Below are 23,796 nucleotides of genomic sequence, written 5' to 3' on the forward strand. Positions count from 1 at the left end.
CCATATCTCTGAACATTACGAAGCTGCGGCTAGCTCCGAAAGCTCCATCCAGCGTTCATAGCTTTGTTCTAAGGTTTGGCTAACCTGCTCAAGCTCGCTGCTCAAGCGGTTATAGGCCTGATAATCGCTGCCTGCATTATTCAATGCCTCGTTGATTTCGGTTTGGCGGGCTTCCAAGCTGGCAATGGTTTTTTCCAGCTCGCTTAATTCGCGTTGTTGCTTAAAGCTTAGTTTACGCGGTTTTTCTTCGCGAGGGCGCTCTTGAGTTGACGATTTGGTTACAGCCTTGGCGCTGGCTTGCTCGCATTCGGAGGCCTCGCGATAGGCGCTGTAGTCGCCTGGGAAGTGGCGCACCTTGCCATCGCCCTCGAACACCAGCAAATGATCAACCGTGTTATCGAGAAAGGCGCGATCGTGGGAAACCACAATCACTGCACCATTAAATTGCTCAATGTATTCTTCCAAAATTGCAATCGTCTGCACATCGAGATCGTTGCTTGGTTCGTCGAGCAGCAACACATTTGGGTTACGCATCAGGGTGCGCAATAAATACAAGCGCCGACGTTCGCCCCCAGACAAGCTGTGGATATAATCCCAGTGCTGGCTATTTGGAAACAAAAAGCGCTCAAGCATCTGGCTGGCGGTGCGCAACCCTTCGCCAGTTTGCACCAATTCTGCGCCATCGCTCACATAATCGATCAGGCGTTGGTTGGGGTTAAGATCGCTGCTGCTTTGATCGTAATAGGCCACGTGGATGGTTTCGCCAACCACCAATTCGCCGCTATCTGGCTGCAAACGCCCAGCAATTAAGTTAAGCAAGGTCGATTTGCCAACGCCGTTGGGGCCGATAATGCCCAAACGATCGTCACGAGTGAGCTGATATTCAAAATTCTGCAATAAGGTTTTACCAGCAATTTGCTTATTCAGGCCATGCATTTCGATCAGCTTTTTGCCAAGCCGCCGCCCAGTTGATTCAAGCTCCAAGGTACCGCGTTCTTGGCGACGCTCTTGGTTGATCAAGGCATTGGCGCGATCGACGCGGGCTTGTTGTTTGGTGGTGCGGGCTTGCGCGCCTTGACGCAACCAGGCCAATTCGCGGCGCACTTCGTTGCGATGATCAAGCTCGGCCTTGGCGCGTTGGCGTTCGCGCTCAATCCGCTCAGCTACAAAGCGCTCGTAATTGCCAGGATAGGAGTGCAATTGGCGATCTTCAAGCTCGATAATTGCCGTCACCACCCGATCCAAAAAGTAGCGATCGTGGGTGATCATCAATAATGCGCCTTGCAAATTGGCCAAATAGCCTTCGAGCCAAGCGACCGTGGTTGGGTCGATGTGGTTGGTGGGTTCGTCGAGAATCAACAAATCGGGCTTTTCGATCAGCACCCGCGCCATGGCCACCCGCTTGCGTTGGCCACCAGAAAGCGTGCCAAGTTGGGCATCGAGCGTGGTAATGCCGAGCCGCGAAAGCACCGTGCGCGCGCTCAATTCGGTATCCCAAGCATCGAGCGTGGTCAGGCGTTCACTGAGTTCGGCAACGGCAGCCAGCGCTTTAGCATCGTTGGGGTTTTGCTCAAGTTGCAAGCTGGCGAGTGTATATTGGCTGAGCAAAGTTGCGCCTTCACCCGCCGCAGCATAGACATATTCAAGCACTGTTTGGTTGGCATCCATCGGCGGATCTTGAGCCAAATAGCCAACCCGACAATCTTTGCGCAAGGTTACGCGGCCAGTATCTGGTTGTTCTAAGCCAGCCGCAATTTTCAAGAGCGTTGATTTACCGCTGCCATTGACCCCGATTAAGCCAATCCGATCGCCACTTGCTAAGCCCAAGGAAATATTTTCAAACAACACTTTAGGGCCATAGGCTTTGGAAACAGTTTCTAAATTGATAATGTTCATGGATTCCTAACACAACTAATTTATGGTGCGACATCCTGCGCACATCGAAAACCAACATTAATATTGGCAAGCTCGGGGCGGAACGAATTGCGGCCTGTCGTATGCGCCGACATCAAATCATCGAACCACGAGCCACCACGCAACACCCGCGAACCATCACCGCTAGGCAATTCTCGCCCATCATTGGGATGGTAAGGATAGGGAATATACAGTGATTGCGTCCATTCCCAGACATTGCCTGCAAGATCTAGTGTGCCATAGGGTCCAGCGTTTGGCAATGAACCAACAGGCATAGTGCGGCCTGGCCCAAAATCTTTGATATTGAGCAAACTTGCATCAGCTTGGTCGCCCCACGGAAAAATCGTGCGTTGATCGCCACGGGCAGCACGCTCCCACTCGGCCTCAGTTGGCAAGCGCTTGCCTCGCCAGTCGCAATAGCTGCGCGCATCATCCCAGGTTACATTGACCACTGGATGTTGGCTTAAAGAAATTGGCACGGTGCGCTCAGGTAGCCACAACGAAAGCCCAACCGGATCGAACGAGTTGGTTGGTACAGGACGAGCGGTGGCGCTGATAAATTCAGTATAAGCTTGGTTGGTCACTTCAGTATGGTCAAGGTAAAAGGCAGTCGTTGAAATGGGCGTTGATGGTTCTTCGTTCTGCAAGCCTTCCCAGCCATAAACCTGTTTGTAATGCGCCAAATCTTCTGCTGTCGCGCCCATCGTCCAGCGCCCGCCAGCAATAAAATCCATGCCTTCGGGCACATAAAAATTGGTAGTTACGCAGCGAAAGCCAATAATATTCAAGGGCAATTCGGGGTCGCGGCGTTCGCGCACAGCAGCGCGGGCATTCTCAGGGTTGGTGCCGCTAAAACTGCCACGCAGAATCCGCGCACCAGGTTGGGTGGGCACTTCGCGGCCATCGCCAGCATTGTAGGGATAGGGAAAATCAAGGCTGCTTGTCCATTCCCACACATTGCCCGCCAAATCGAGCACACCTTCGGGCGTTGCACCAGTGGGATAGCTACCAACTGCTTGGGTATCGCCAGCAACGCCAGCGCCCCACGCATTCAAACGGCTCGCATCCCATTCGTTGCCCCACGGATAGCGGCGGCCTTCAGTGCCACGGGCAGCGCGCTCCCACTCGGCCTCGTTGGGCAGGCGCTTATTTTGGGCTTGGCAATAGGTTGCTGCTTGCTGCCAAGTCACATTGATCATTGGGTAATTGCTGTAGGCTTGGTTATCGTAATAATCAGTTACGGTCAACGAGCTACGATCTGCTGGCTCGCTACAGCGTTGTTGAGCAACACACTCGCGATAGGCGGCAACGCTGATCTCGGTGCGATCAATATAAAAGGTTGGCAAGTAGCCACGGCCAACTGGCCGCTCGTTGGGCGGGCCATCAGTGCTGCCAATCACAAACGTCCCAGCCGGAATCGCAACCATGCCTGGTGGCGCTGGCCCAATCACAACTGGCACAATTGGAGCCTCGGTTGGGGTTGCTGCTACAAGGCTCGGCGTGCTTTGGGCAACGCTGGTTGGCACAAGTTTGGTTTCAAATAGGCCGAAACTGCGGGCCAGCAAAAAGCCAATCACCCCTACGCTCACCAACGCCAACGCCAGCCACCACCAATTTGAGGCTTTAGATTTGGGCGTGATTGCTTGATGGATTACGGTGGCATCAGGCAGGGCAGCAACCTGAATTGGATTTAATGCCTGATCGACAGCAATTTGAAAATCGCGCATCGATTGAAAGCGATCATCAGGGTCGGGATGCATCGCGCGATGCAGGACATCGCTCAAGGCAGTTGGCACGGTTTCGCGCAAATTATGGGCTAATGGCGGGCGGGTACTTTCGCGTTTGGCAGGCTCAAAGCGGGTGATCAGTTCGTGAATCACCATCGCCAAGCTATAAATATCCGAGCGCTGGTCGGTTTGGCCAAAGCCATATTGCTCAGGCGGTGCATAGCCAGGCGTGCCATAAATCACCGTATCGCCTTCTTGGCCATGCTTAAACAAGCGCGCAATCCCAAAATCGATCAAGGCAATGCGGCCATCAGGGCGGAGCATAATGTTGGGTGGCTTGAGATCGCGATAGATAATCGGCGGATTTTGATTATGTAAATATTGCAGCACGTTGGTTAATTGGCGCATCCAATCGATCACCGTTTCCAAGGCCAATGGCTCGATGCGGCCTTCCAACTCGGCGCGCAGGGTTTGGCCCTCGACATATTCCATCACCAAAAACTCGTTCTCAGTATGGCGGAATTGGTCGATAACCCGCGGTAAATTGGGGTGGCTCAAGCGAGCCAACAAGGCAGCCTCGCGCCGAAACTCGCCAATCGCCCGCTCCCAAGCATCGGTATCGCCTGGTTGGTGCAAGCCGGTCATCTCTTTGAGCGCAACAGGCGCATCACCAAGGCGGCGATCGGTCGCCAGATAGACCGCGCCCATGCCACCACGGGCCAAGGGCCGAATCACCACATAGCGATCAATTAAAATATCGCCATTGGCAAGGCGGCCAGTCCAACGGGGCAGACCAGCACCACACTTAGGGCAAAAACGTGCCCCAGTTTTCAATTCGGTTGAACAGCGTGGACAAACCATGGATTACGCCTCGTGTGCAGCAGCAGTGTCATCCTATTGTAGCATCTCGATCAAGCCATCTCAATCGTTAGAATCGGCTATTTACCAAGCCTGCTACACTGAAAACCCTTGACACCCAAGCAATGCGGGGGATTCGCCTTGGATAGCCCAAGCCAATAGACAAACTTGTCTTTGTTGATCGCTGCTCGCAAGCGTTTGAGGTTAAAACTACTGCGTCTCAATGCTTAGCACAATTGAATGAGCACAATCTGGTCTAGCACTTCCATTTACGATCATTGACTTATCGTTCCAACATGTGCTATACTTCGCGACAAGCAGGAGTATGAGACGACTTATGGCAGGAAAGAAAGCATTTGAGCCTCAACGGGTTCTCGAAAAAGCCATGAACGCCTTTTGGGAACGTGGTTATGAAGGGCTATCAATCGAAGATCTCGTCCAAGTTACGGGGATCGGGCGCGGTAGTCTCTATGGAACGTTTGGCGATAAACATGCGCTGTACCTAGCGGCACTTAATCAATATACTACCGCTATTAAAGCCCAAACTACGGCTATTTTGGCGCAAACTGGCTCACTCCAAGGTGTATTAGGCCAGCTTTTCCAAGCCCAGGTTGATGCCTTGCTGCACGACCCAGCGCGGCGTGGCTGTTTTTTGGTTAATGCATCATTAGAAATAGCTCCGCATGATCATGCCGTTAACGAGATCATCCAGTCGGCATTAAACGAGTTCGAAGAAGCACTCTATCGGCTGCTGATCAAAGCGCAGGTTGCGGGGGAACTTTCGTGGCAACACGATCCCCATCAATTGGCGCATTTCTTGGTAGGAACCTTTATCAGCCTACGCGTGCTTGCGCGCAGCCAGCAGCAGCGGGGAATGCTCGACGATATTGTAAAAACGGCTTTATCGATTTTCAACTAAATTTTTTTGGCTTCATGTTTGAACGATTATTCAAACATAGCTATTCATGAAGGAACAGATTAATGACATCGCAGCAAAAGGTCGTACTCATCACGGGCGCATCATCGGGGATTGGGCAAGCAACTGCGGAACTCTTGACAGCCAAAGGATTTCGGGTTTTCGGCACGAGCCGCAACCCAATTTCACACAAGCATTCATTTACTTGGCTACCACTGGATGTCCGCTCGGATGATTCGGTAGATGCAGCGGTTCAATCGCTACTAGGCCAGACTGGACGGCTTGATATCCTCGTCAATAATGCAGGTTATGTGCAGTTTGGTGCGGTTGAGGAAAGTAGCATTGCCGATGCGCAAGCTCAGTTCGACACCAATCTGTTCGGTGTTATCCGCATGATCAAGGCGGTAATGCCGATTATGCGCCAGCAAGGAAGCGGACAGATTATCAATGTTAGCTCAATCGTTGGGCATATTGCGCCGCCATATGGCGGCTTGTATAGCGCAAGCAAATTTGCCTTGGAAGGCCTGAGCGAATCTCTTAGTGCCGAGGTTCGGCAGTTCGGCGTGAGCGTCTCGCTGGTCGAGCCAAGCTACGTGAATACGCCGTTCGTTGCCCAATGGCCGACCACCGCGATTGACGACTATACCCCAGGTCGCCAAAGTGCTCAGCAAAGCCTTGTCACGAATGCCAAGAAAGGCATGGACCCTGGCGCAGTAGCCCGTGTGATCCTTCGCGCCGCAACGAGCAAGCCTCGTCTGCGCTATCCCGTTGGCGTAGATGGAACCATCGCCCTGATGCTCCAGCGTGTGCTTCCAGAGCCAGTATTTGAGGCGTTCAAACGCCGCCTGTTCAGTGGTGGCAAGACCGCTGCCTAGTCTATCAACTACGAACGGCAGCACGCTGATGGGAAAACGAAATTCCCATCAGCAGCGCCAGATACAACGATAGGAGCAACACATTATGATGAAAGCCTTCTTCATCGAGCGCTATGGAAACAAGGATCGTGTGCAGGCTGGCGATCTGCCAATTCCAGAACTGCGGGATACTGATCTATTGATTCAGATCCACGCCGCTGGAGTTAACCCGTTGGATAACAAAATTAGGGACGGCGCGTTCAAAGCTATCTTGCCATATCGCTTCCCGCTTATTTTGGGCAATGATGTCGCTGGAGTTGTGGTTAAGGTTGGATCAAAGGTACAGCGATTCAAGCTAGGCGATGAGGTTTATGCTCGGCCAGCTGCCGACCGGATTGGAACCTTTGCCGAATTCATTGCTATCAGCGAAGCTGATGTCGCGATCAAGCCCAAAAAGCTAAGCATGGCCGAAGCGGCTTCCTTTCCGTTGGTCGGCCTGACCGCTTGGCAAGCCTTGATCGAACAAGCACAGCTCAAAAAAGGCCAAAAAGTTTTCATTCAGGCCGGTTCTGGCGGGGTTGGGACAATTGCAATTCAGCTAGCCAAACATGTGGGGGCGATTGTCGCCACAACCACGAGCAAGGCAAATTTCGATTTTGTGAAGCGCCTTGGGGCCGATATTGTGATTGATTACAAGACCGAGGATTTCGAAACAATCCTGAAGGACTATGATGTGGTCTTGAATAGTCAAGAGGGAGCGATCGTCGAAAAATCGCTTCGCGTACTAAAGCCTGGCGGAACGCTGATCTCGATTTCGGGACCACCTGATCCCGCGTTTGGTCAAGAAATTGGCGCGAAGTGGCCCGTTCGCATGCTTTTGCGCTTTTTGAGTTCTCGGATTCGCAAAAAAGCTCAACAACAGCAGGTACGCTATTCATTTCTGTTTATGCGGGCACACGGCGAGCAGCTCAGCGAACTTAGTTCGTTGATCGACGCTGGAACTATCAACCCCATTGTGGATCGAAGTTTTGCTTTCGAAGCAACCAAAGAGGCCTTGGACTACGTAGAAACAGGCCGCGTAAAAGGCAAGGTCGTTATCACGATGCGCTAAGTTGCGCTTCATTACGTTTTGGGAGATGGGAATGCTTTATCTATTAAATGATGCCCGTCAAGGTATCAGCATGGATTTTCATTCGATGGAGTATAGATTTTAAAACCCCAATCAATCGATCTAGTCCCCTGATCAAGATTGTATGCATCCGACGGAATAGCTTCTGGAGCGCCCCGAAAAGCAGGCTATTCCGTCGGATTGAACCATTGGTGGTTGGCGCTAACTAGTAGGCCACGCGAAAACCACCTGATCGCGTGTCTCTCCTGGATAAACATTTACAACAATTAAAATCCCCCCGTGTGGGGGTCAAACGGCTGTTGCATCACCCGTATGGCGTGCTATACTTCAGATCTCAGAACTAGTACCATGATGGAAGGAAGTCCTTGTGGCTGATGCAGCAGCGTTACTTACCCAAGCACAGACCCAATTGGCGCATGCCTTGCAGGCCTTGCGAGGTGAGGCGGCGCAACTGCGCGAGCAACATACCGCAATCACCCAACAAGGACGCAAAATGTATCGCACTGCCGATGAACTTGCGGTACAACGAACCTTCGCCGAACAACTCAACACGCCAGCAGTTGGCCGTTTGCGCCAACAAGAAGCAGAGTTGCGCAGCAAAATGGCGGCGATCGATGCCGAAACGAGTGCCACTGCTGAAGCACTCAAACGCCTCGAACAGCTCATTCGCCAAATTGAGATGAGCAGCACCAGCCTCAGTGGCACAACCAGCATTGGCCAACAAAATGATCCGTGGGCCTTAGCCTTACGTGGTCAGATTGTCCAAGGCCGCGAAGACGAGCGCTTACGCCTGGCCCGTGAAGTCCACGATGGGCCAGCCCAAGTTTTAGCCAACGTCTTGATGGGCTTGGAACATGCCATGAATTTGCAGCAGGGTAATCCGGCCCAGCTTGAACCATTTTTAAACGAATTACGCAGCGCTGCTCGCCAAGGACTCCACGAAGTGCGCGGCTTTATCGCCGATTTGCGGCCAGGTGCGCTCGACCAAGGTTTCCCCACCGCCTTGGCCGATTATGTCCAGAAATATCAACAAATTACCAAGGTCAAAGTCACAATTGACCTGCTCCACTGGCCAACCCGCCTTCCTGCTGAAGCTGAGATTGTGCTCTATCGGGTAACACAAGAAGCATTGCAGAATATTCACAAACATGCGCGCAATGCCAATGTTTTGATCCGCAGTGTGTTGCAAGGCAACCTGCTGATCGTCACCATCCGCGACGATGGCCCAGGCTTTGATCCACGTGAAGTTGTGCGGCGCTCTGGCAAAGAGAGTTGGGGATTGACCAGTATGCGCGAACGAGTCGCCTTACTTGGCGGAGATTTTGCCATTGCTTCACGCCTAGGGGCTGGCACTGAAGTGACCATCAGGATTAGCATCTAAGCTCACCCAGAAGGAGATACCCATGGAGCAAATTCGCGTTCTTATTATTGACGATCACCCGCTTTTTCGCCAAGGCATCTGCTGGAGCCTCGGCCAAGAAAAAGATATTGAGGTGATCGGCCAAGCAGAAAATGGCGCTGAGGCGATTAAGCTCACCGAAACGCTCAACCCCAATGTTGTGCTCTTGGATATTAATTTACCAGGCTTGAATGGCTTGGAAGTTGCCCGCGTGCTCAAACGCCGCGCCCCACGCATGGGCATTATTGTGCTCAGCATTCACGACGACGATGAGCAATTGTTCAATGCCATCAAGGCTGGCGCTGCTGCCTACGCGTCCAAGGAAATCGATCCCACCCAACTCGTGGGCATGATTCGCGATGTGGCCCATGGTCGCTATGTGATCAACGAAAGCGTTATGTCAAAGCCACATGTCGCCACCCGCGTGCTCAACCAATTTCGCGAGCTTTCAAATGTTGCCAACAGCAGCGAAGATACCTCGGTGATGTTTGCGCCCTTGACCAGCCGCGAAATTGAAATTCTCGATTGTATTGCCCGCGGCCTCTCCAACAAAGAGATTGCCAACCAACTTTCAATTAGCGGTCAAACCGTCAAAAACCATATCACCTCAATTCTCAGCAAGCTCCAAGTCAACGACCGCACGATGGCTGTTATTCATGCTATTCAACAAGGTTGGATCAAACTAGGCTATGATGAAAGTCGCAGTCGCACCGCTTGACGAACAGACCGTCTCTCGGCTAAAGTTGGCCCATCGCTGGTAATTGGCAGCCTCGCTCCGGCGGGGCTGTTCTTTTTTGGGGGGATTAATGTCGATTGCATTTAACGATCTTGGACGGCATGTAGCCACAATGGAAGCAGAGATCGAGGCCGCCAGTCTGCGGGTGTTGCGCAGTGGCTGGTTTGTGCTTGGCCCAGAAGTTCGCGCCTTTGAAGCAGAATGGGCAGCCTATTGTGGCGCACGCCATTGCATCAGCCTCGCCACTGGCACCGATGCCTTGATCTTGGGGCTACGCGCCTTGGGCTTGCAAGCAGGCGACGAAGTATTGACCGTGGCCAACGCAGGCAGCTACACAACCTTTGCCACCCACACAGTTGGCGCAACCCCACGCTATGTCGATGTTGATCCACAGCACTACACGCTTGATCCAAGCCAATTGGCGGCTGCGATTACGCCCCGCACCAAAGTGATTGTGCCGGTGCACTTATATGGTCAAGTTGCCAACCTCGAAGCAATTATGGCAGTTGCCGCCGATCATCAGGTGCCGGTGATCGAAGATTGTGCGCAAGCCCATGGGGCGCGCTACCAAGGCCAGCACGTTGGCACGTTCGGCGCTTTAGCTACATTCTCATTCTACCCAACCAAAAATTTAGGCGCGTTGGGCGATGGCGGGGCTATTATCACCAACGACGATGCCCTGGCTGCCAAAATCAAACAATTGCGCACTTATGGCTGGGCCAGCAAATATCAAGTGACGCTTGAACATGGCACCAACAGCCGCCTCGATGAGTTGCAAGCTGCAATTTTACGGGTCAAATTAGCCCATCTTGATGCTCAAAATGCACGCCGCCAAGCCTTGGCAGCCCGCTACAATGCAGGCCTCGCTGCCACCCCAATCCAATGCCCACAGCTCGATGATGCTCAGCATGTGCAGCATTTGTATGTGGTGCGGGTTGCCGCCGAACAGCGTCAAGCCTTGCGCGAGCATTTACAAGCAGCAGGCATTGGCAGCGATATTCACTATCCAATTGCCGATCATCAGCAGCCAGCTTGGGCCGAGCGCTATCAGGATGTACATTTGCCCGTAACCGAAGCCCTCAGCGCCGAAATTCTGTCGTTGCCCTGCTACCCAGAGCTCAGCGATGCAGAGGTCGATCAGGTTATTAGCTGCATTCAAGCCTTTTTTGCCAAATAACATCAGCATTAGGCAGGCAGCAGCCAACCAGCACTTCGCTATGGGTGCTGCTGCCGCTAAAACCTCAGTTCAACCGCATGCGTCAAATTGCCATCTCACCTATCCTGCGTATAATGCAAATCGCTGGCCATCGGCTCGATGGCTATTTATTTGAACACAAGGATGAGCTATGGCACAAACATCACTCGAACAAACCGACCTTTCGCCACGGCGCGAGGCCTTACAGCTGTGGATTCCCTTGGGAATTGTGCTGTTTTTGACCGTTGTCACCGCCTTTTTTCTAACTGGCCAATATCAAATTGCCGCTGGCAAGGGCATTGTGCAAGGCTTAGGCGAGCCATTGCCAATTTCATCGTCGGCGCATTTGATTGTTGTGCCATGGTTTTTCGATTGGCATGATCCTTTTTTCCAAACTCAAACCTTCGACGTGGCGCTGCATATGGGCACATTAATTGCGCTCTTGCTGTTTTTTTGGCGCGATTGGCTGAATTTGATTTTACACATGCATCAACCACGCAGCCAACAAGGCCAAATGTTTTGGTTTATCGTTTTGGCCTCAATTCCAGCAGGGATTGTCGGCTTGCTACTCGATAGCTTGGCCGAAGAATATTTCATTGATAAATATTTGGTGATTGCCGCCACGATGAGCATTATGGGCGTTGTGCTGTATATTGCCGATCGCTTTGCGCCGCGCCGCTATGAACTAAGCGACCTCACGTGGAAACATGCCTTGCTAGTTGGTTGCGCCCAAGCCTTGGCTTTGATTCCTGGGGTTTCGCGCTCTGGCAGCACCATGACGATGGGTCGGGCTTTGGGCTTTACCCGCGAAACCGCGGCTCGTTTCTCGTTTTTGATGGCGATTCCGATTACCTTTGGGGCGGGCGTGCTCAAACTGCGCGATATTGATAGCTCGCAATTGACTGCACCCTTTTGGCTTGGGATTAGCGTCTCATTCGTGGTCGGTGCGTTGGCGGTTGGCTTCTTGCTGCGCTATGTTCGCACCAACTCGTTTTTGCCGTTCATCATTTATCGGCTGATCTTAGCAGCGGTCATTGTGGCCGTCTATGTAGCTCGCTAAGCTGGTTGTTCTGGCCGAATTGATTGCAGGAGCACACATGATTTGTAGCGCGTGCCAAGCCCAAGTTCGCGATGGCGCTGAGCATTGTCAGGCCTGTGGAGCGAAAATCGTTCAAGCAGCAGCAACGCCAGCCACTGGACCATTGCCCCAAACCAAAGCCAGCAAACCACGGCGGCGCTGGGTTAAGTCGTGGTGGAGCTTTACGCTCGGCGTGTTGAGCACGGGCGTGATCTTGCCACTGGTCGCAATCATTGGCTTGTGGATTTTTGGTGGCACGAACCCAGCGCGCACGCCTTCAGCAGTGCCTGATCAGCGCCCAGACATTAGCGTTGATGTTGATCATAGCTATATCGAACAGGCAATTGCCACCAACCCTGATTTTCACAATCCGCTGGTGGTATTGGGCAATCATCCCAAGGGCGGCGTGGCCATGACCGTGACGCTTGGCTATGGTTTGCCCTTGGTTGGCGTGCAAACGATTCAGGCCCGAACTCAAATTGCCGCAATTGATGGCAACCTCGTGGTCACAACCGAGAGCGTTGGCTTGGGCAAAAATGGCGGGCTTGGCATTCCAGGTTCGTTTATCGAAAATATGCTTAGCTCAACCCTCAACCAAGAGATTGACAAACGGCTGCGCTCAAATCCGCAACTAGAGATCGCAATTATCAACACCAGCGCCAGCAATCAAGTGTTGCGGGTTGCCGCAATTATCAATACCAAGCCAAAGTAAAACCCTTGCTCAGCGTGGAGCCAAGGGTTGCGTTGCTTACTCGCTAATTTCAAGTTCAAGCACAAAGCGTTGATCTGGTTCGCCAGCCTCGAAGCCACGTTGATAGACCAACTCAAAGCTGCCTGAACCAACTTCGGCTGCTTGGAATGAGAAGGTTTCCGTACCACCAGAGCCGGGCTTTGGATTCGGGTCGGTCGATTGATATTGGGCTTGACCTTGTTGCTCCAACAATTTGCTAGCATCAGGGCCAATGCTCCAACTATAGCCAGTGCTTGGGTTGCTAGCCAGCACAATTTGAATCCGATCGCCTTTTCTGAGCTTCAGCGTACGCTTGTTATCCTGCATCGTCAGTTCGTAAACGCGGATATTCGCTTGATTTTGGGTCGTTGGGCCACACTCGCCGCGCTGAAAAGCCCATTCTTCACATTCGCTGCCATCAGGAAAGCCACAAAAACCAGTTTGATTGCCAGCAGCATCTTGGCGAATCGTCAGCGTGCCACCGTTCTCAGTACAAAATACTGAGGCTGGATTAGCCAGATCAAGCACTGGCGTTGCGCGATTTGCGCCACAAGCAATCAGCACACTCGCGATTAGCCCAACTCCCAAGCTCATCATTGATTGACGAATCATCTCTATAGCTCCATTGCGATTAATTTCAGCTAAGCCTTATGGTGTGCAATTGCACGAGATTAACGCCGCTACCAGCAAGCTTGTTCCGCATTGGGCTAGCAAGCACAAGCTTAGCGCGCAGCTTGATCGATAATCCAAGCCCATTGTTCAGGGCTGCATGCCACCACCGAAAGCCGCGATTGGCGCACCAACATCCAATCGGCCAAGCTTGGCTCGGCTTTGATTTGGGCCAACGTAACTGCTTGTTTGAGCGCAACCACTGGCTCAATCTCGACCACCACATGCTTTGGGTTCTCGCTGGTTGGATCGGGATAGGCGCTGCGGCTCACTTGGGCGATCCCGACTGCGGCTCGCACATCGCCGCTATGATAGATCAAACATTGATCGTCAAGCTGCATGGCGCGCAAATTGATCAAGGCTTGGGCGTTGGTCACACCATTCCAAACAGTAGAACCATCGCGTACCAAATCATCCCAACTAAACTCGTTTGGCTCAGTTTTGAGCAACCAATAGGCCATGGCAGCGGCTCCTTAACTCAAAAGCACGGATGGTTTGAGCCATCCGTGCTGAAACATACGCTTAATCAAGCTTACTTATCGTTTTCAGCGACCTTGTTCCAATCCAGCACGTCCCACCAAGTTTTGATGTAGTCTGGGCGGCGATTTTGGTAGCGCAAGTAGTATGCGTGTTCCCAAACATCCAAGCCCAACAATGGAGTTTGACCTTCCATGACTGGTGAGTCTTGGTTAGCAGTGCTGGTTACGGCCAATTTTCCATCGGCATTGCGCACCAACCAAGCCCAGCCTGAGCCGAAGCGGGTGGTTGCAGCCTTAGCAAATTGTTCCTTGAAAGCATCCAACGAGCCAAACGTGGCGTTGATTTCTTCGCCAAGTTTGCCAGCTGGTTCGCCGCCACCGTTGGGGCTGAGGATATTCCAGAACAAGCTGTGGTTGGCGTGACCGCCACCATTGTTGCGCACAGCGGTACGAATATCTTCTGGCAAGCTGTTCAAATCGCTGATCAATTCGTGCACTGATTTGCTTTGCAATTCGGGATACTTTTCCAAGGCAGCGTTGAGGTTGTTCACATAGGCAGCGTGGTGCTTGCCATGGTGAATTTCCATGGTTTGCGCATCGATTGCTTTTTCTAAGGCATCGGTTGCATACGGCAACGCTGGCAGTTCAAAAGCCATTGTATGGACTCCTTTTGAGCTCAATGATGCGTCTGTCGGCGCATCAACACACGGTTCCCACATCTATTGTAGCAGAAGTTAGGCCACGCTTGATGCCAATCTTGCGCACATTTGCGATTGGGGATCGGTTGTTGGGGATCGGGGATCGGGAACGGCGAAGAGCGCGAAGGGATGAGGGGTCAGGGGTCAACGAAACGGAACCACGAAGAGCGCGAAGAACACGAAGGGAGGTTTTAGCGCAGCGGCGCAGAGAAAATGAGGTTCTGGGCTAGCGAAAAATGCGTGGGTTTGGCGAAGAATCTGGAACTTGAACAAGTAACCGATCCCCGCCCCCTGGCCCCGATCCCCAAGGCCGAAACCACGAAGAGCGCAAAGGGCGCGAAGGGGGATTTTAACGCAGCGGCGCAGAGCATATGAGGCTCTGGGCTTTGTGCTTTTTGTACTGGTTCATTTCGTTAACGACGTTTTCCACTCATCCGCGGCGAAGGTAACCACAGGACGCATCCTCCCCTCGCCCGCGTTCAGTGGGAGAGGGGCTGGGGGTGAGGGCATGCTTCTGATTGTCAATCCAATCAACCATTACAGCTCTGGGCTAGCGAAAAATGCGTAGGTTTGGCGAAGAATCTGGAACTTGAACAAGTAACCGATCCCCGCCCCCTGGCCCCGATCCCTCGTTCGCAAGCACCCAATTGGCTAAAATGTGTTAAGCTTAATCCTAACGAAGATTAATCATGGGCAATCACGATTGCCACCACCATAGATTTAGGAACTTCATGAGCGAACAACGCCGTTTTCCCAAGCCCGAAGTGATGAGTCCAGCGGGCTATTGGCCGCAGTTGCACGCCGCAATCGAAGCAGGCGCAGATGCGGTTTATTTGGGCTTGAAACATTTTACCGCCCGCGCCAAGGTTGGTTTTACCCTCGGCGAATTGCCCGACGTGATGCGGACATTGCATCAACGGGGCGTGCGCGGCTTTGTGACTTTCAACACCTTGGTGTTTGAGCACGAATTGCGCGAAGCCACCCGCTCATTGGCCGCCATCGCCGAAGCTGGAGCCGATGCGGTGATTGTGCAAGATATTGGCATCGCCCAACTTGCGCGCCAAATCGCACCCGAAATGGAGGTGCATGGCAGCACGCAGATGAGCATCACCAGCGCCGAGGGCGTTGAGTTGGCCCGTAAATTTGGGGCCAATCGGGTTGTGCTGGCGCGCGAATTATCGCTCGATGAGATTGCCGCAATTCGCCAAGCAACCGATTGCGAGCTTGAAATGTTCGTCCATGGCGCGCTGTGCGTCTCGTATTCTGGCCAATGTTTCTCCTCGGAAGCGTGGGGCGGACGCAGTGCCAATCGTGGCCAGTGCGCCCAAGCCTGCCGCTTGCCCTACCAAATGTTGGTCGATGGTAAGCACAAACCATTGGCCGATGCGCGCTATCTGCTTTCGCCAGGCGATTTATACGCAGTGCCCTTGATGCACGATATTATCAAATTGGGCATTTCATCGCTGAAAATCGAAGGCCGCTACAAAGATGCCGATTATGTGGCCTTGACCACCAGCGCCTATCGCAAAGCGGTTGATGAAGCCTGGGCCGGCTTGCCCTTGAGCATCACGCCCGCCGAAGAATTGCAATTAGAGCAAGTCTATTCGCGTGGCTTGGGCACGTTTTTCATCGGCGGAACCAATCACCAAACTGTGGTCAACGGTCGCGCACCGCGCCATCGCGGCGTGTTGATGGGCTATGTCAGCGATATTTATGGCGAACGGATTGTGCTCAAGCCGCATGAAAATCATACAATTGCCCCGCTCAAGGCTGGCGATGGCGTGGTGTTTGATGCAGCCAATTGGCGCAGCCCCGAAGAACGCGAAGAAGGCGGGCGAATTTATGGCATCGAAGCATTGCCAACTGGCGAAATTGAGTTGCGCTTTGGCCCGCAAGCAATCAGAGCCAATCGGATTCGGGTTGGCGATTTGATTTGGCGCAGCCACGACCCTGAGCTTGATCGCGCTGCCAAACCATTTTTAGATGCCGCCGCGCCGGTTGCCAAACAACCGTTACACTTGCATGTCGTCGCCCACGAAGGCCAGCCCTTGCAATTAACCTGGACGCTTAGCAACCAGCCTCAATTGAGCGTAACGGTCCAATCGCCAGAGCCATTACCACGCTCGCAAAACCGTGCCTTGACCAACGAATTTTTGTACGATCAAGCCAGCCGCTTGGGAAACACCGCCTATAGTTTGGCCGAAATGCAGGTTGATAGCAGCGGCCAGCCATTTGTGCCAAGCTCATTGCTGAATAATTTGCGCCGCCAAGCAATCGAACAACTCAGTGCCTTGCAAGCAGCCGCGCCAGTTCGCCAGATTCAAGCGCCGCTCGATGTTTTGGCGCAAGCCCAGCAAACCGTACAACCAGCAGCTAGCCCAACCAGCACGCCGCAATTGCATATTTTGGTGCGCACGCCTGAGCAATTGCAAGCAGCCATAGCCGCCAAGCCCGCCAGCATCACGCTCGATTATTTGGAACTCTATGGGTTGAAGCCAGCAGTTGAATTGGTGCAATCGCATGGGATTCAAGCCCGCGTGGCCAGCCCACGGGTGCTCAAACCAAGCGAACAGCGCATCATTCACTTTTTGCTCAAACTTGGCTGCGAAATCGTGGTGCGTTCGACGGGCTTGCTCGAAGCGCTGCGCCACGAGCAACACCCAGCATTAATTGGTGATTTCAGCTTGAATGCTGCTAATAGCGTGACCGCCAATACGTTGCTTGAATTAGGCTTGGAGCGCATCACGCCAACCCACGATTTGAACGCGGCGCAGGTGACGGCTTTGGCGCAACAATTGGGCAGTGCCGCAATCGAAGTTATTGCCTATCAACATTTGCCCGTTTTCCACACCGAGCACTGCGTATTTTGCCGCTTCCTTTCGAATGGCACCAGCTTCAAAGATTGCGGCCATCCTTGCGAGAAACATCGGGTCGAATTACGCGATCTGAATGGCCGCGCGCATCCGGTCATGGCCGATGTTGGCTGTCGCAATACAGTGTTTGGGGCAGAGGCTCAAACTGCGGTGGAGCATCTTGAGGAATGGCAGGCCGCTGGAATTGTGCATTATCGCTTGGAGTTTGTGCACGAAACCGCCGAACAAGTTGCAAGCGTGATCGCCGCCTTCGATCGAACGCTGCAAGGCCAGCAATCCAGCGCCGCCTTGGCCGAGCAATTGCGCAAAGCAGCGCCGCAAGGCATTACCCAAGGCAGCTTGTTTATTCCCAACGATTACCTGCGCGTGCCGTTGATGCAGTAGTTAGCGAGGGGTCGAGGGATTAGGGATCAGGGGCTGGGGATCGGGAATCAGGAATGCGGGACTAGCACTAATGCTAGTCCCGCACTCTTTGTTCTCGCGATTTAAATTTCAATCTTGCCTTCAAGATAAAAGACACACGAGCCAGCCAATTCAACGCGGTCGCCAACCAGCCGACAATTAATTTCGCCGCCCCGCTGCGAGGCTTGATAGGCGCGGAAACTGGTTTTAGCCAAGCGCTCGGCCCAATAGGGGGTTAATGCACAGTGGGCAGCACCAGTCACCGGATCTTCAGGGATGCCCTTGGCGGGTGCAAAATAGCGGCTGACAAAATCATAGCCCTGATCACCAGCCGCAGTTACCACCACCCCACTGCGATCAAATTGGGCGATTGCCGCCAGATTTGGTTTTAGCTCACGCACAAGTTGGGCATGCTCAAGCAGCGCTGTATAATTAACTGCATCGCTCAGCACTTCAACTGGCATCACCCCCAAGGCTTCGGCCAAACCTGCTGGCAACTCAACCCGCTGCCATGGCCGAATTGGAAAATTCAGCACATAGCCATCGTCATTTTTGCGAACCATCAATAGCCCACTTTTAGATGAAAAGGTGACTTGGCTGCGAGTTGGCTCTAAACGCTCGATCACCACCGCGGCACTTGCCAAGGTCGCATGGCCACACAGCGCCACCTCGGTGACTGGCGTAAACCAGCGAATTGCATATTGCTCGCCAGTCGGCACGATGAAGGCCGTTTCGGCCAAATTATTTTCGCTGGCAATCGCGTGTAACACCGCATCAGCAGGAAATTCATCAAACAGCACAACCGCCGCTGGGTTGCCTGCAAACCGCCGCGTCGTAAACGCATCAACTTGAAATATCGGCACGTGCATTATGAGATCCTTTGGGCAAAATGATGGCAGAAGCGAAGGAATGGGGATCTGTTGTTGGGATCTGGGGATTGGTTATTGAGGGCTGGGAATCGGTCATTGAAGCAGAAAATCGGCGACAGTTGTGCCAGCCAAGCCTGATCCCCGACCCCTAACCCCCGACCCCCAACTTACAAATAGCGCTCGAAAAACTCGGCCACTCGTTTAACATAGGCTGGCCGATCGGCGAAATACGCGCCACAATGCGGCATATCTTCGATAATCCAAAGTTCTTTGGGGCCTTGGGCAGCAGCGTGCAAATCGTAGGCATCAATCACCGGAATCACGGTATCGCCAGTGCAATGAATCACCAGCAAAGGCCGTTGCCCATAGCGAATCAAGGCCTCAATTGGCCGCACTGCTTCAAAGCGATAACCATAGCGGCGGGCCGTAATCTGGTCGGCCAACGCCCGCAACGGACGCTGCGGCAATCGCCGATTAGCAAAGGCAAAATCAACCAAATTAGCCATTTCGGCAAAGCTGCTATCAGCAACGACCGCCTTGACTGCTGGTTGGTCGGCGCTGCCCAACAGGCTTACCGCCGCGCCCATCGAATAGCCAAGCACCCCAATTTGAGCCTCTGGCATGCGCTCTTGAACATAGTTGATTGCACCGTGCAAATCGCCAACTTCGTGGTAGGCCAACGAACAAATTGAATCGTCGCTATCGCCACGCCCACGAAAATCAAAAATTAATACATTCATGCCAGCGCGCCACAAGCCTGAGCCAATACCCAGCAACTCATCTTTGCGCCCACGATGGCCATGGCAGCCAATCACAACCCGCTTACTTTCAGGCCGCGCCAGCCACCAAGCCCGAATTTGCAAGCCATCGACCGAATTAAAGCGCACTTCTTCCCAATCAACGCCAGTTTCAAACGGCGTGAAGGCAAACAGGGTTTCCCGTTTGAGCGCGGCGGTCGGGCCGCTCAAACGATGAGCAGCATAGGCGGCAATGCCTGCGAGCGTACTAGCGGCGGCACTTAGGCCCGCCCCAACCAACAATTTGCGTTTCATAACTACTCGATACTAAAGACCATCTCAACATCGCCAATCCGAATTCGGTCGCCGGGCCGCAGATGGTGCGGTTGATAGGCGGTCATCGGCACGCCGTTGATACTGGTGCCATTGATGCTGCCCAAATCAATTAATAAATGATGATCGCCCTGTTGCTCAATCACCGCGTGGCGACGGGAAGCTACGCCACGATCATGCTCAGCCAAATCGATCTCAGGATGATGATTTTGGGCTGGATCGCGCCGCCCAATGCGGCAAGGAAAATGGGTTAATGCTAATTCCCAAACCGCGCGCGGCGAGGTAATCACCAATTTTGGCACAGCGCGCTTGATTGCCGCACCACAACCAGCGCAAAATCGCGCATTGGGCTTATTCATGCGCCCACATTGATCGCAAATTGGGCCATTGGCCTGCGGTGGAGGCGACCACGCTGGAGTCTGAACTGGTGGAGCCCACGATGGCACCGCTTGCTGTGGCACTGGTTGCGGCACAGGCTGCGCCATCGGTTGTTGATAATTGGGCTGTTGCGGCGCACCCCAGGCTGGCGCAGGGTTTGGATTCGGATTGCCCCACGCTGGCGCAGGGTTTGGATTCGGATTGCCCCACGCTGGCGCAGGGTTTGGATTACCCCAGGCTGGCGCTGGATTGGGATTCGGATTGCCCCACGCAGGATCAGGATTGTTAAACACTGGCGCTGGCGTTGGCATCATCGTCGGATCATCAAGCTTATCGGGCACGATAACGCCGCGATCGACCGCCAACAAAGCTTGTTCAAACGAAGCCATGGTTTGAAAGCGCTTATCGCGATCCATCGCCATCGCCTTGATAATCACCTGTTCCATCTCCGGCGTAACCGATTGATTATGCCGAATCAACGAGCCATCTTTGGGGGTTTGCAAGGGCACAGGCGGCAAATTGGTGAGCATATGCAGCAAAGTTGCGCCCAAAGCATAAATATCGGCGCGGGCATCAGTTTGGCCCTTGCCATATTGCTCTGGCGGCGCATAGCCTGCCGAACCCATCGCCACCGTATCTTTGCTTTTATTGGTTTTGTAGGTACGCGCCACGCCAAAATCGATCAGCTTAATAATGCCCTCAGGCGTAAGCATCACATTTGGCGGCTTCATATCGCGGAAGATAATTGGCGGATTTTGGGTGTGCAAATAATTCAACACCCGCGCAATTTGAATTCCCCAATTGACCACATCGCGTTGAAAAAATGGCGCATTCGTTTCCCGCTGCTTATCTTCAAGCGTTTTGCCTTGCACAAACTCCATCACCAGCGTCGGGCGACCAGCCTGATCGAAAGAATCGATCACTTTGGGCAAGTTTGGATGATCGAGCGTTTGCAACAATTGCGATTCTTGGTCGAAAAGCTTGCGATTTTCGGCAATCTCCTCGGGAGCAGCCTCAACTGGTGGGCGCATCTCTTTTAATGCCCAGGTCGAGCCATCGCTCATGCGTTCACAGCGATAGACCGCGCCCATGCCGCCACGCCCGATGAGGCCGAGAATCCGATATTGATCACGTTGTCCTTGAAGTATCGTGCCATCAGGCAGCAAATCAGCAAACACAGTTTCTCCCGCCGCTACATGATTGCGTAGCTTGTATTATCAACGATTGATACGTCAAAAGTCAAAGGGTGGTAGCAACCATTAATCAAGAATTAAGCATTACGCTACGTTGCAAAGCGCCCAACATAGACCGTTGTGGTGTATAAAAAGGCGATGTTGCCATCAACTTGATGCTCCTGCCATGCGTCGATCAGGCCTTGACGCAGGGCTTGGTAGCTTGGTTGCTCGGGCGTGGGCGTGTACGACGAGGAAAATGCGCGGCCAAGCAAGCTAGCTTGGTCAAAATATTGAGCATTTTGGGCGGTGTAGCAGGCTGGTTGCTGGCCGAAAAAGTCGCTAATTAGTTGCGGGTCGATGTTGGTATGTTTGACGCTCGAATAATCGGTGCCAAAACGGTGCAATAGGGCTTCGTATTGGCGCAAAAATGGCGTAGCATCAAGCGAACGTTGGTTCCAAATCAGCGCAACCCAGCCATCAGGCCGCAAAATGCGCTGCCATTCGCGGCGCGTAGCGTTTGGCTCAAACCAGTGGAAAGCTTGGGCAGCCGTAATCCAATTAACGCTCTGATCGGCTAAACCAGTGGCTTCAGCGCTGCCATCAACCACTTGAAAATTGGGATAGCGCTCACCAAGTTGCAAACTAGCTTCACGCATTGGTGCGTTTGGCTCAATGGCATAAACTGTTGCGCCATGCTCCAATAATTGCTCGCTCCAAATGCCCGTGCCAGCCCCAATATCGGCCACGATCGAGTTTGAGCCAAAGCCATGCTGCTGTTGCAATGGCCCAAAAATTTCGCGTGGATAGGTTGGGCGAAATTGCACATAATCGGCAACTCGATTGCTAAACCGTTGACGGTTATCACTCATTGTCGGTCTCCTTCACACGATGCTTAGCTGCGAAAGCTATACCACCATTCAACTACCAGCAACGCCAACGCCAAGCCAATCAAAATTGGCCATAATGGCGTGCCTTGAGGTGCTAAGCGGTCGCCCTCTGGCTGAGCAATTTGACTGATTGTTGGTTGGCTTTGTTGCTGTAGATTCGATTCCTGGGGATCGCCAAAATTGACCGCAATGCCGCCGCGATTGCTGCCAACCACCCGATATAAACCAGCTTGGTTCAGCCGTTGATCAAGCGCTTGAGCCTCGCCATCAGGGCGAGTTAATGGCGTATTCGGGGCAAAACTGCCGGCTGCCAGCTGTTCAGGCAACGATCCGCCAGTGAGGTTGTCAATGCTGGCGGCGGTCAGCAAGGGGAAGGCCAATTTGGCGCTGAGATTAGCATTATCCAAATTAAACAGCCAAACGATGGCGGCTTGCTCTTGCCACGTGCCACGCAGCACCAAAGGCAGTTGGGTATCGGTTTCAATCACGCTGGTCAAACCAGTTGGGATATTCTCGCGAGTCATTGGGCGACGACCGCCCCATTGCACACTCGACAGATCGATGCCAGCAAAATCGGCATCAAGCACCGCGCTACTCGCCTGTTCGCCTAAAATGCTATCCTCGGTGAGCAAACGCTCGTCGCGCGGTGGATTGACAATCAACAGCGCACTGCTGGGCAATTGCTCAGGCAAAACGCCATTCAGCACCGTCAAATCAACCCGTTGATTGCTAACCCCCGTGCTCACGCTTAGCTCGATATTGGGTAAACTCCGCAGCATCCGTTCCAGCGGCGATGGGGTTAATGTTGCCAAATGCACCCGCAATGAGCCAGAGCGATCCAGCGACACCAGCGCCCGATCATCAACTGCATAATCATCGTTGGGGCTAAGCTGTAATTCGGCCAACTCGCCTGCGCCCACTTCCCACGTTCGTTCCTCGCTGCCGCCAGGCTGAATCACGATGTTTTGCTCGGATTCCAGCTCGCCATCAAGCAACAGGGTCAAGGTTCTGGCTGCGGGCAAATCGCTAAAATTGGTCACGCGAGCATACAATGCATTACGTTGGTTAGGCAAGCGACGACTGGCAAAGGTCACGATGCCGTTGTTGGCGGTGCTTTCGCCCAGCGTGCGCCATTCCAAGTCGGCGGCAACCGAGAGCGGCGTGCTGCTGGCAGGCAAAGCTCCATCGCTCAACACCAGCATTTGATTTTGGCGATCATTAGCGAGAGTGGCGTTGGCAATGCTCAGCGCTTGGCCCAGATCGGCGTTATTGCCAGCAGGCGCAAGCTCGGCCACAATTTGGCGCAATTGTTGGCGCTCTGCATAGCCGCCATAGCCCAACAAGCGGGCTTCACGGTTCAGCTCAACCAAAGCCACACTATCATCACGGCCCAAATCACCAAGCAGATCTTGGGTTTGTTGTTGGGCTTGGGCAAACGTGCCATTGGCCAGCATGCTCGAGGTGGTATCGAGGATAATCACCACATGACGCGGATCGTTGACTCCAAAAATCCATGTTGGTTGGGTCAAGCCTAAGGCCAAACATGCTGCAACTAAGAGGTGCAACGCCAACAAAAGGGTTAATGGCAATTTGCGTTGCTGGCGCTCAGGTGGTGGTTTGAGCGCCGCCCACAGCCGAATTGTGGGAATGCGCAAGCGCTGACGGCGCTGCCGTACCATATGCAAAATTGCAATGATTGGCAACGAAATTAAGCCAATTAAGCCCAAGGGAACAAGCAAATTCATAAGGCTCGATGCTTC

General features: G+C 53.2%; 19 protein-coding genes. 9 read left to right on the forward strand and 10 right to left on the reverse strand.

Annotated features, from left to right (window positions below):
• Window positions 1–15 precede the first annotated feature (15 nt).
• Window positions 16–1,896, reverse strand: coding sequence for an ABC-F family ATP-binding cassette domain-containing protein (locus JOD20_RS11095; RefSeq protein WP_204755328.1), 1,881 nt, complete (start codon window positions 1,894–1,896; stop codon window positions 16–18).
• Window positions 1,897–1,916: 20 nt separating this feature from the next.
• Complete coding sequence (locus JOD20_RS11100; protein ID WP_204755329.1) at window positions 1,917–4,502, reverse strand: SUMF1/EgtB/PvdO family nonheme iron enzyme; 2,586 nt, start codon at window positions 4,500–4,502, stop codon at window positions 1,917–1,919.
• 334 nt (window positions 4,503–4,836) lie between these two features.
• On the opposite strand from JOD20_RS11100, the gene JOD20_RS11105 reads away from it, so the two are divergent.
• From JOD20_RS11105 to JOD20_RS11140, 8 genes are all read left to right on the forward strand, one after another.
• A complete protein-coding gene (locus tag JOD20_RS11105; protein WP_239583820.1) occupies window positions 4,837–5,418 on the forward strand; it encodes a TetR/AcrR family transcriptional regulator in 582 nt (193 codons plus the stop codon).
• 62 nt (window positions 5,419–5,480) lie between these two features.
• Window positions 5,481–6,290, forward strand: a complete 810-nt coding sequence (locus JOD20_RS11110; RefSeq protein WP_204755331.1) for an SDR family NAD(P)-dependent oxidoreductase — start codon at window positions 5,481–5,483, stop codon at window positions 6,288–6,290.
• Window positions 6,291–6,378: 88 nt separating this feature from the next.
• Window positions 6,379–7,380 carry an NADP-dependent oxidoreductase gene (locus JOD20_RS11115; protein WP_420828949.1) on the forward strand — a complete coding sequence of 334 codons (1,002 nt, stop codon included), beginning with the start codon at window positions 6,379–6,381 and terminating at the stop codon, window positions 7,378–7,380.
• 385 nt (window positions 7,381–7,765) lie between these two features.
• Window positions 7,766–8,779, forward strand: coding sequence for a histidine kinase (locus JOD20_RS11120; RefSeq protein WP_204755333.1), 1,014 nt, complete (start codon window positions 7,766–7,768; stop codon window positions 8,777–8,779).
• 22 nt (window positions 8,780–8,801) lie between these two features.
• Entirely contained in the window at window positions 8,802–9,515 is a 714-nt protein-coding gene (locus JOD20_RS11125) for a response regulator (RefSeq protein ID WP_054537053.1), read from the forward strand.
• 88 nt (window positions 9,516–9,603) lie between these two features.
• Window positions 9,604–10,710, forward strand: a complete 1,107-nt coding sequence (locus JOD20_RS11130; RefSeq protein ID WP_204755334.1) for a DegT/DnrJ/EryC1/StrS family aminotransferase — start codon at window positions 9,604–9,606, stop codon at window positions 10,708–10,710.
• 169 nt (window positions 10,711–10,879) lie between these two features.
• Window positions 10,880–11,788 (forward strand): undecaprenyl-diphosphate phosphatase, encoded by a 909-nt coding sequence (locus tag JOD20_RS11135; protein ID WP_204755335.1) that lies wholly within the window; start codon window positions 10,880–10,882, stop codon window positions 11,786–11,788.
• A gap of 37 nt (window positions 11,789–11,825) precedes the next feature.
• Complete coding sequence (locus JOD20_RS11140) at window positions 11,826–12,518, forward strand: zinc ribbon domain-containing protein (RefSeq protein ID WP_204755336.1); 693 nt, start codon at window positions 11,826–11,828, stop codon at window positions 12,516–12,518.
• Between the two features lie 36 nt (window positions 12,519–12,554).
• Here JOD20_RS11140 and JOD20_RS11145 read toward each other — a convergent pair whose 3' ends face one another.
• The 3 genes from JOD20_RS11145 to JOD20_RS11155 all read right to left on the reverse strand — a co-directional run bounded on the left by JOD20_RS11145 (window position 12,555) and on the right by JOD20_RS11155 (window position 14,340).
• Entirely contained in the window at window positions 12,555–13,148 is a 594-nt protein-coding gene (locus JOD20_RS11145; RefSeq protein ID WP_204755337.1) for a DUF333 domain-containing protein, read from the reverse strand.
• A gap of 110 nt (window positions 13,149–13,258) precedes the next feature.
• Complete coding sequence (locus tag JOD20_RS11150) at window positions 13,259–13,666, reverse strand: EVE domain-containing protein (RefSeq protein WP_204755338.1); 408 nt, start codon at window positions 13,664–13,666, stop codon at window positions 13,259–13,261.
• Window positions 13,667–13,737: 71 nt separating this feature from the next.
• On the reverse strand, window positions 13,738–14,340 hold the full coding sequence (locus JOD20_RS11155) for a superoxide dismutase (protein WP_204755339.1): 603 nt from the start codon (window positions 14,338–14,340) through the stop codon (window positions 13,738–13,740).
• 773 nt (window positions 14,341–15,113) lie between these two features.
• Between JOD20_RS11155 and JOD20_RS11160 the strand changes: the two genes are divergently transcribed.
• Window positions 15,114–17,639, forward strand: a complete 2,526-nt coding sequence (locus JOD20_RS11160) for a U32 family peptidase (RefSeq protein ID WP_204755340.1) — start codon at window positions 15,114–15,116, stop codon at window positions 17,637–17,639.
• 101 nt (window positions 17,640–17,740) lie between these two features.
• Here JOD20_RS11160 and JOD20_RS11165 read toward each other — a convergent pair whose 3' ends face one another.
• From JOD20_RS11165 to JOD20_RS11185, 5 genes are all read right to left on the reverse strand, one after another.
• Window positions 17,741–18,526, reverse strand: a complete 786-nt coding sequence (locus JOD20_RS11165) for a PhzF family phenazine biosynthesis protein (protein WP_204755341.1) — start codon at window positions 18,524–18,526, stop codon at window positions 17,741–17,743.
• 167 nt (window positions 18,527–18,693) lie between these two features.
• Window positions 18,694–19,578 (reverse strand): alpha/beta hydrolase, encoded by an 885-nt coding sequence (locus JOD20_RS11170; protein ID WP_204755342.1) that lies wholly within the window; start codon window positions 19,576–19,578, stop codon window positions 18,694–18,696.
• Window positions 19,579–19,580: 2 nt separating this feature from the next.
• Complete coding sequence (locus JOD20_RS11175) at window positions 19,581–21,152, reverse strand: protein kinase domain-containing protein (protein ID WP_204755343.1); 1,572 nt, start codon at window positions 21,150–21,152, stop codon at window positions 19,581–19,583.
• A 104-nt stretch (window positions 21,153–21,256) separates the two neighbouring features.
• The gene (locus JOD20_RS11180) at window positions 21,257–22,018 is read right to left on the reverse strand and encodes a class I SAM-dependent methyltransferase (protein WP_204755344.1); all 762 of its coding nucleotides are present in this window, start codon (window positions 22,016–22,018) and stop codon (window positions 21,257–21,259) included.
• A 23-nt stretch (window positions 22,019–22,041) separates the two neighbouring features.
• Window positions 22,042–23,781, reverse strand: coding sequence for a vWA domain-containing protein (locus tag JOD20_RS11185; RefSeq protein WP_204755345.1), 1,740 nt, complete (start codon window positions 23,779–23,781; stop codon window positions 22,042–22,044).
• Window positions 23,782–23,796: the final 15 nt, after the last annotated feature.

The sequence above is a fragment of the Herpetosiphon giganteus genome (genome assembly GCF_016907925.1).
Lineage (GTDB): Bacteria > Chloroflexota > Chloroflexia > Chloroflexales > Herpetosiphonaceae > Herpetosiphon > Herpetosiphon giganteus.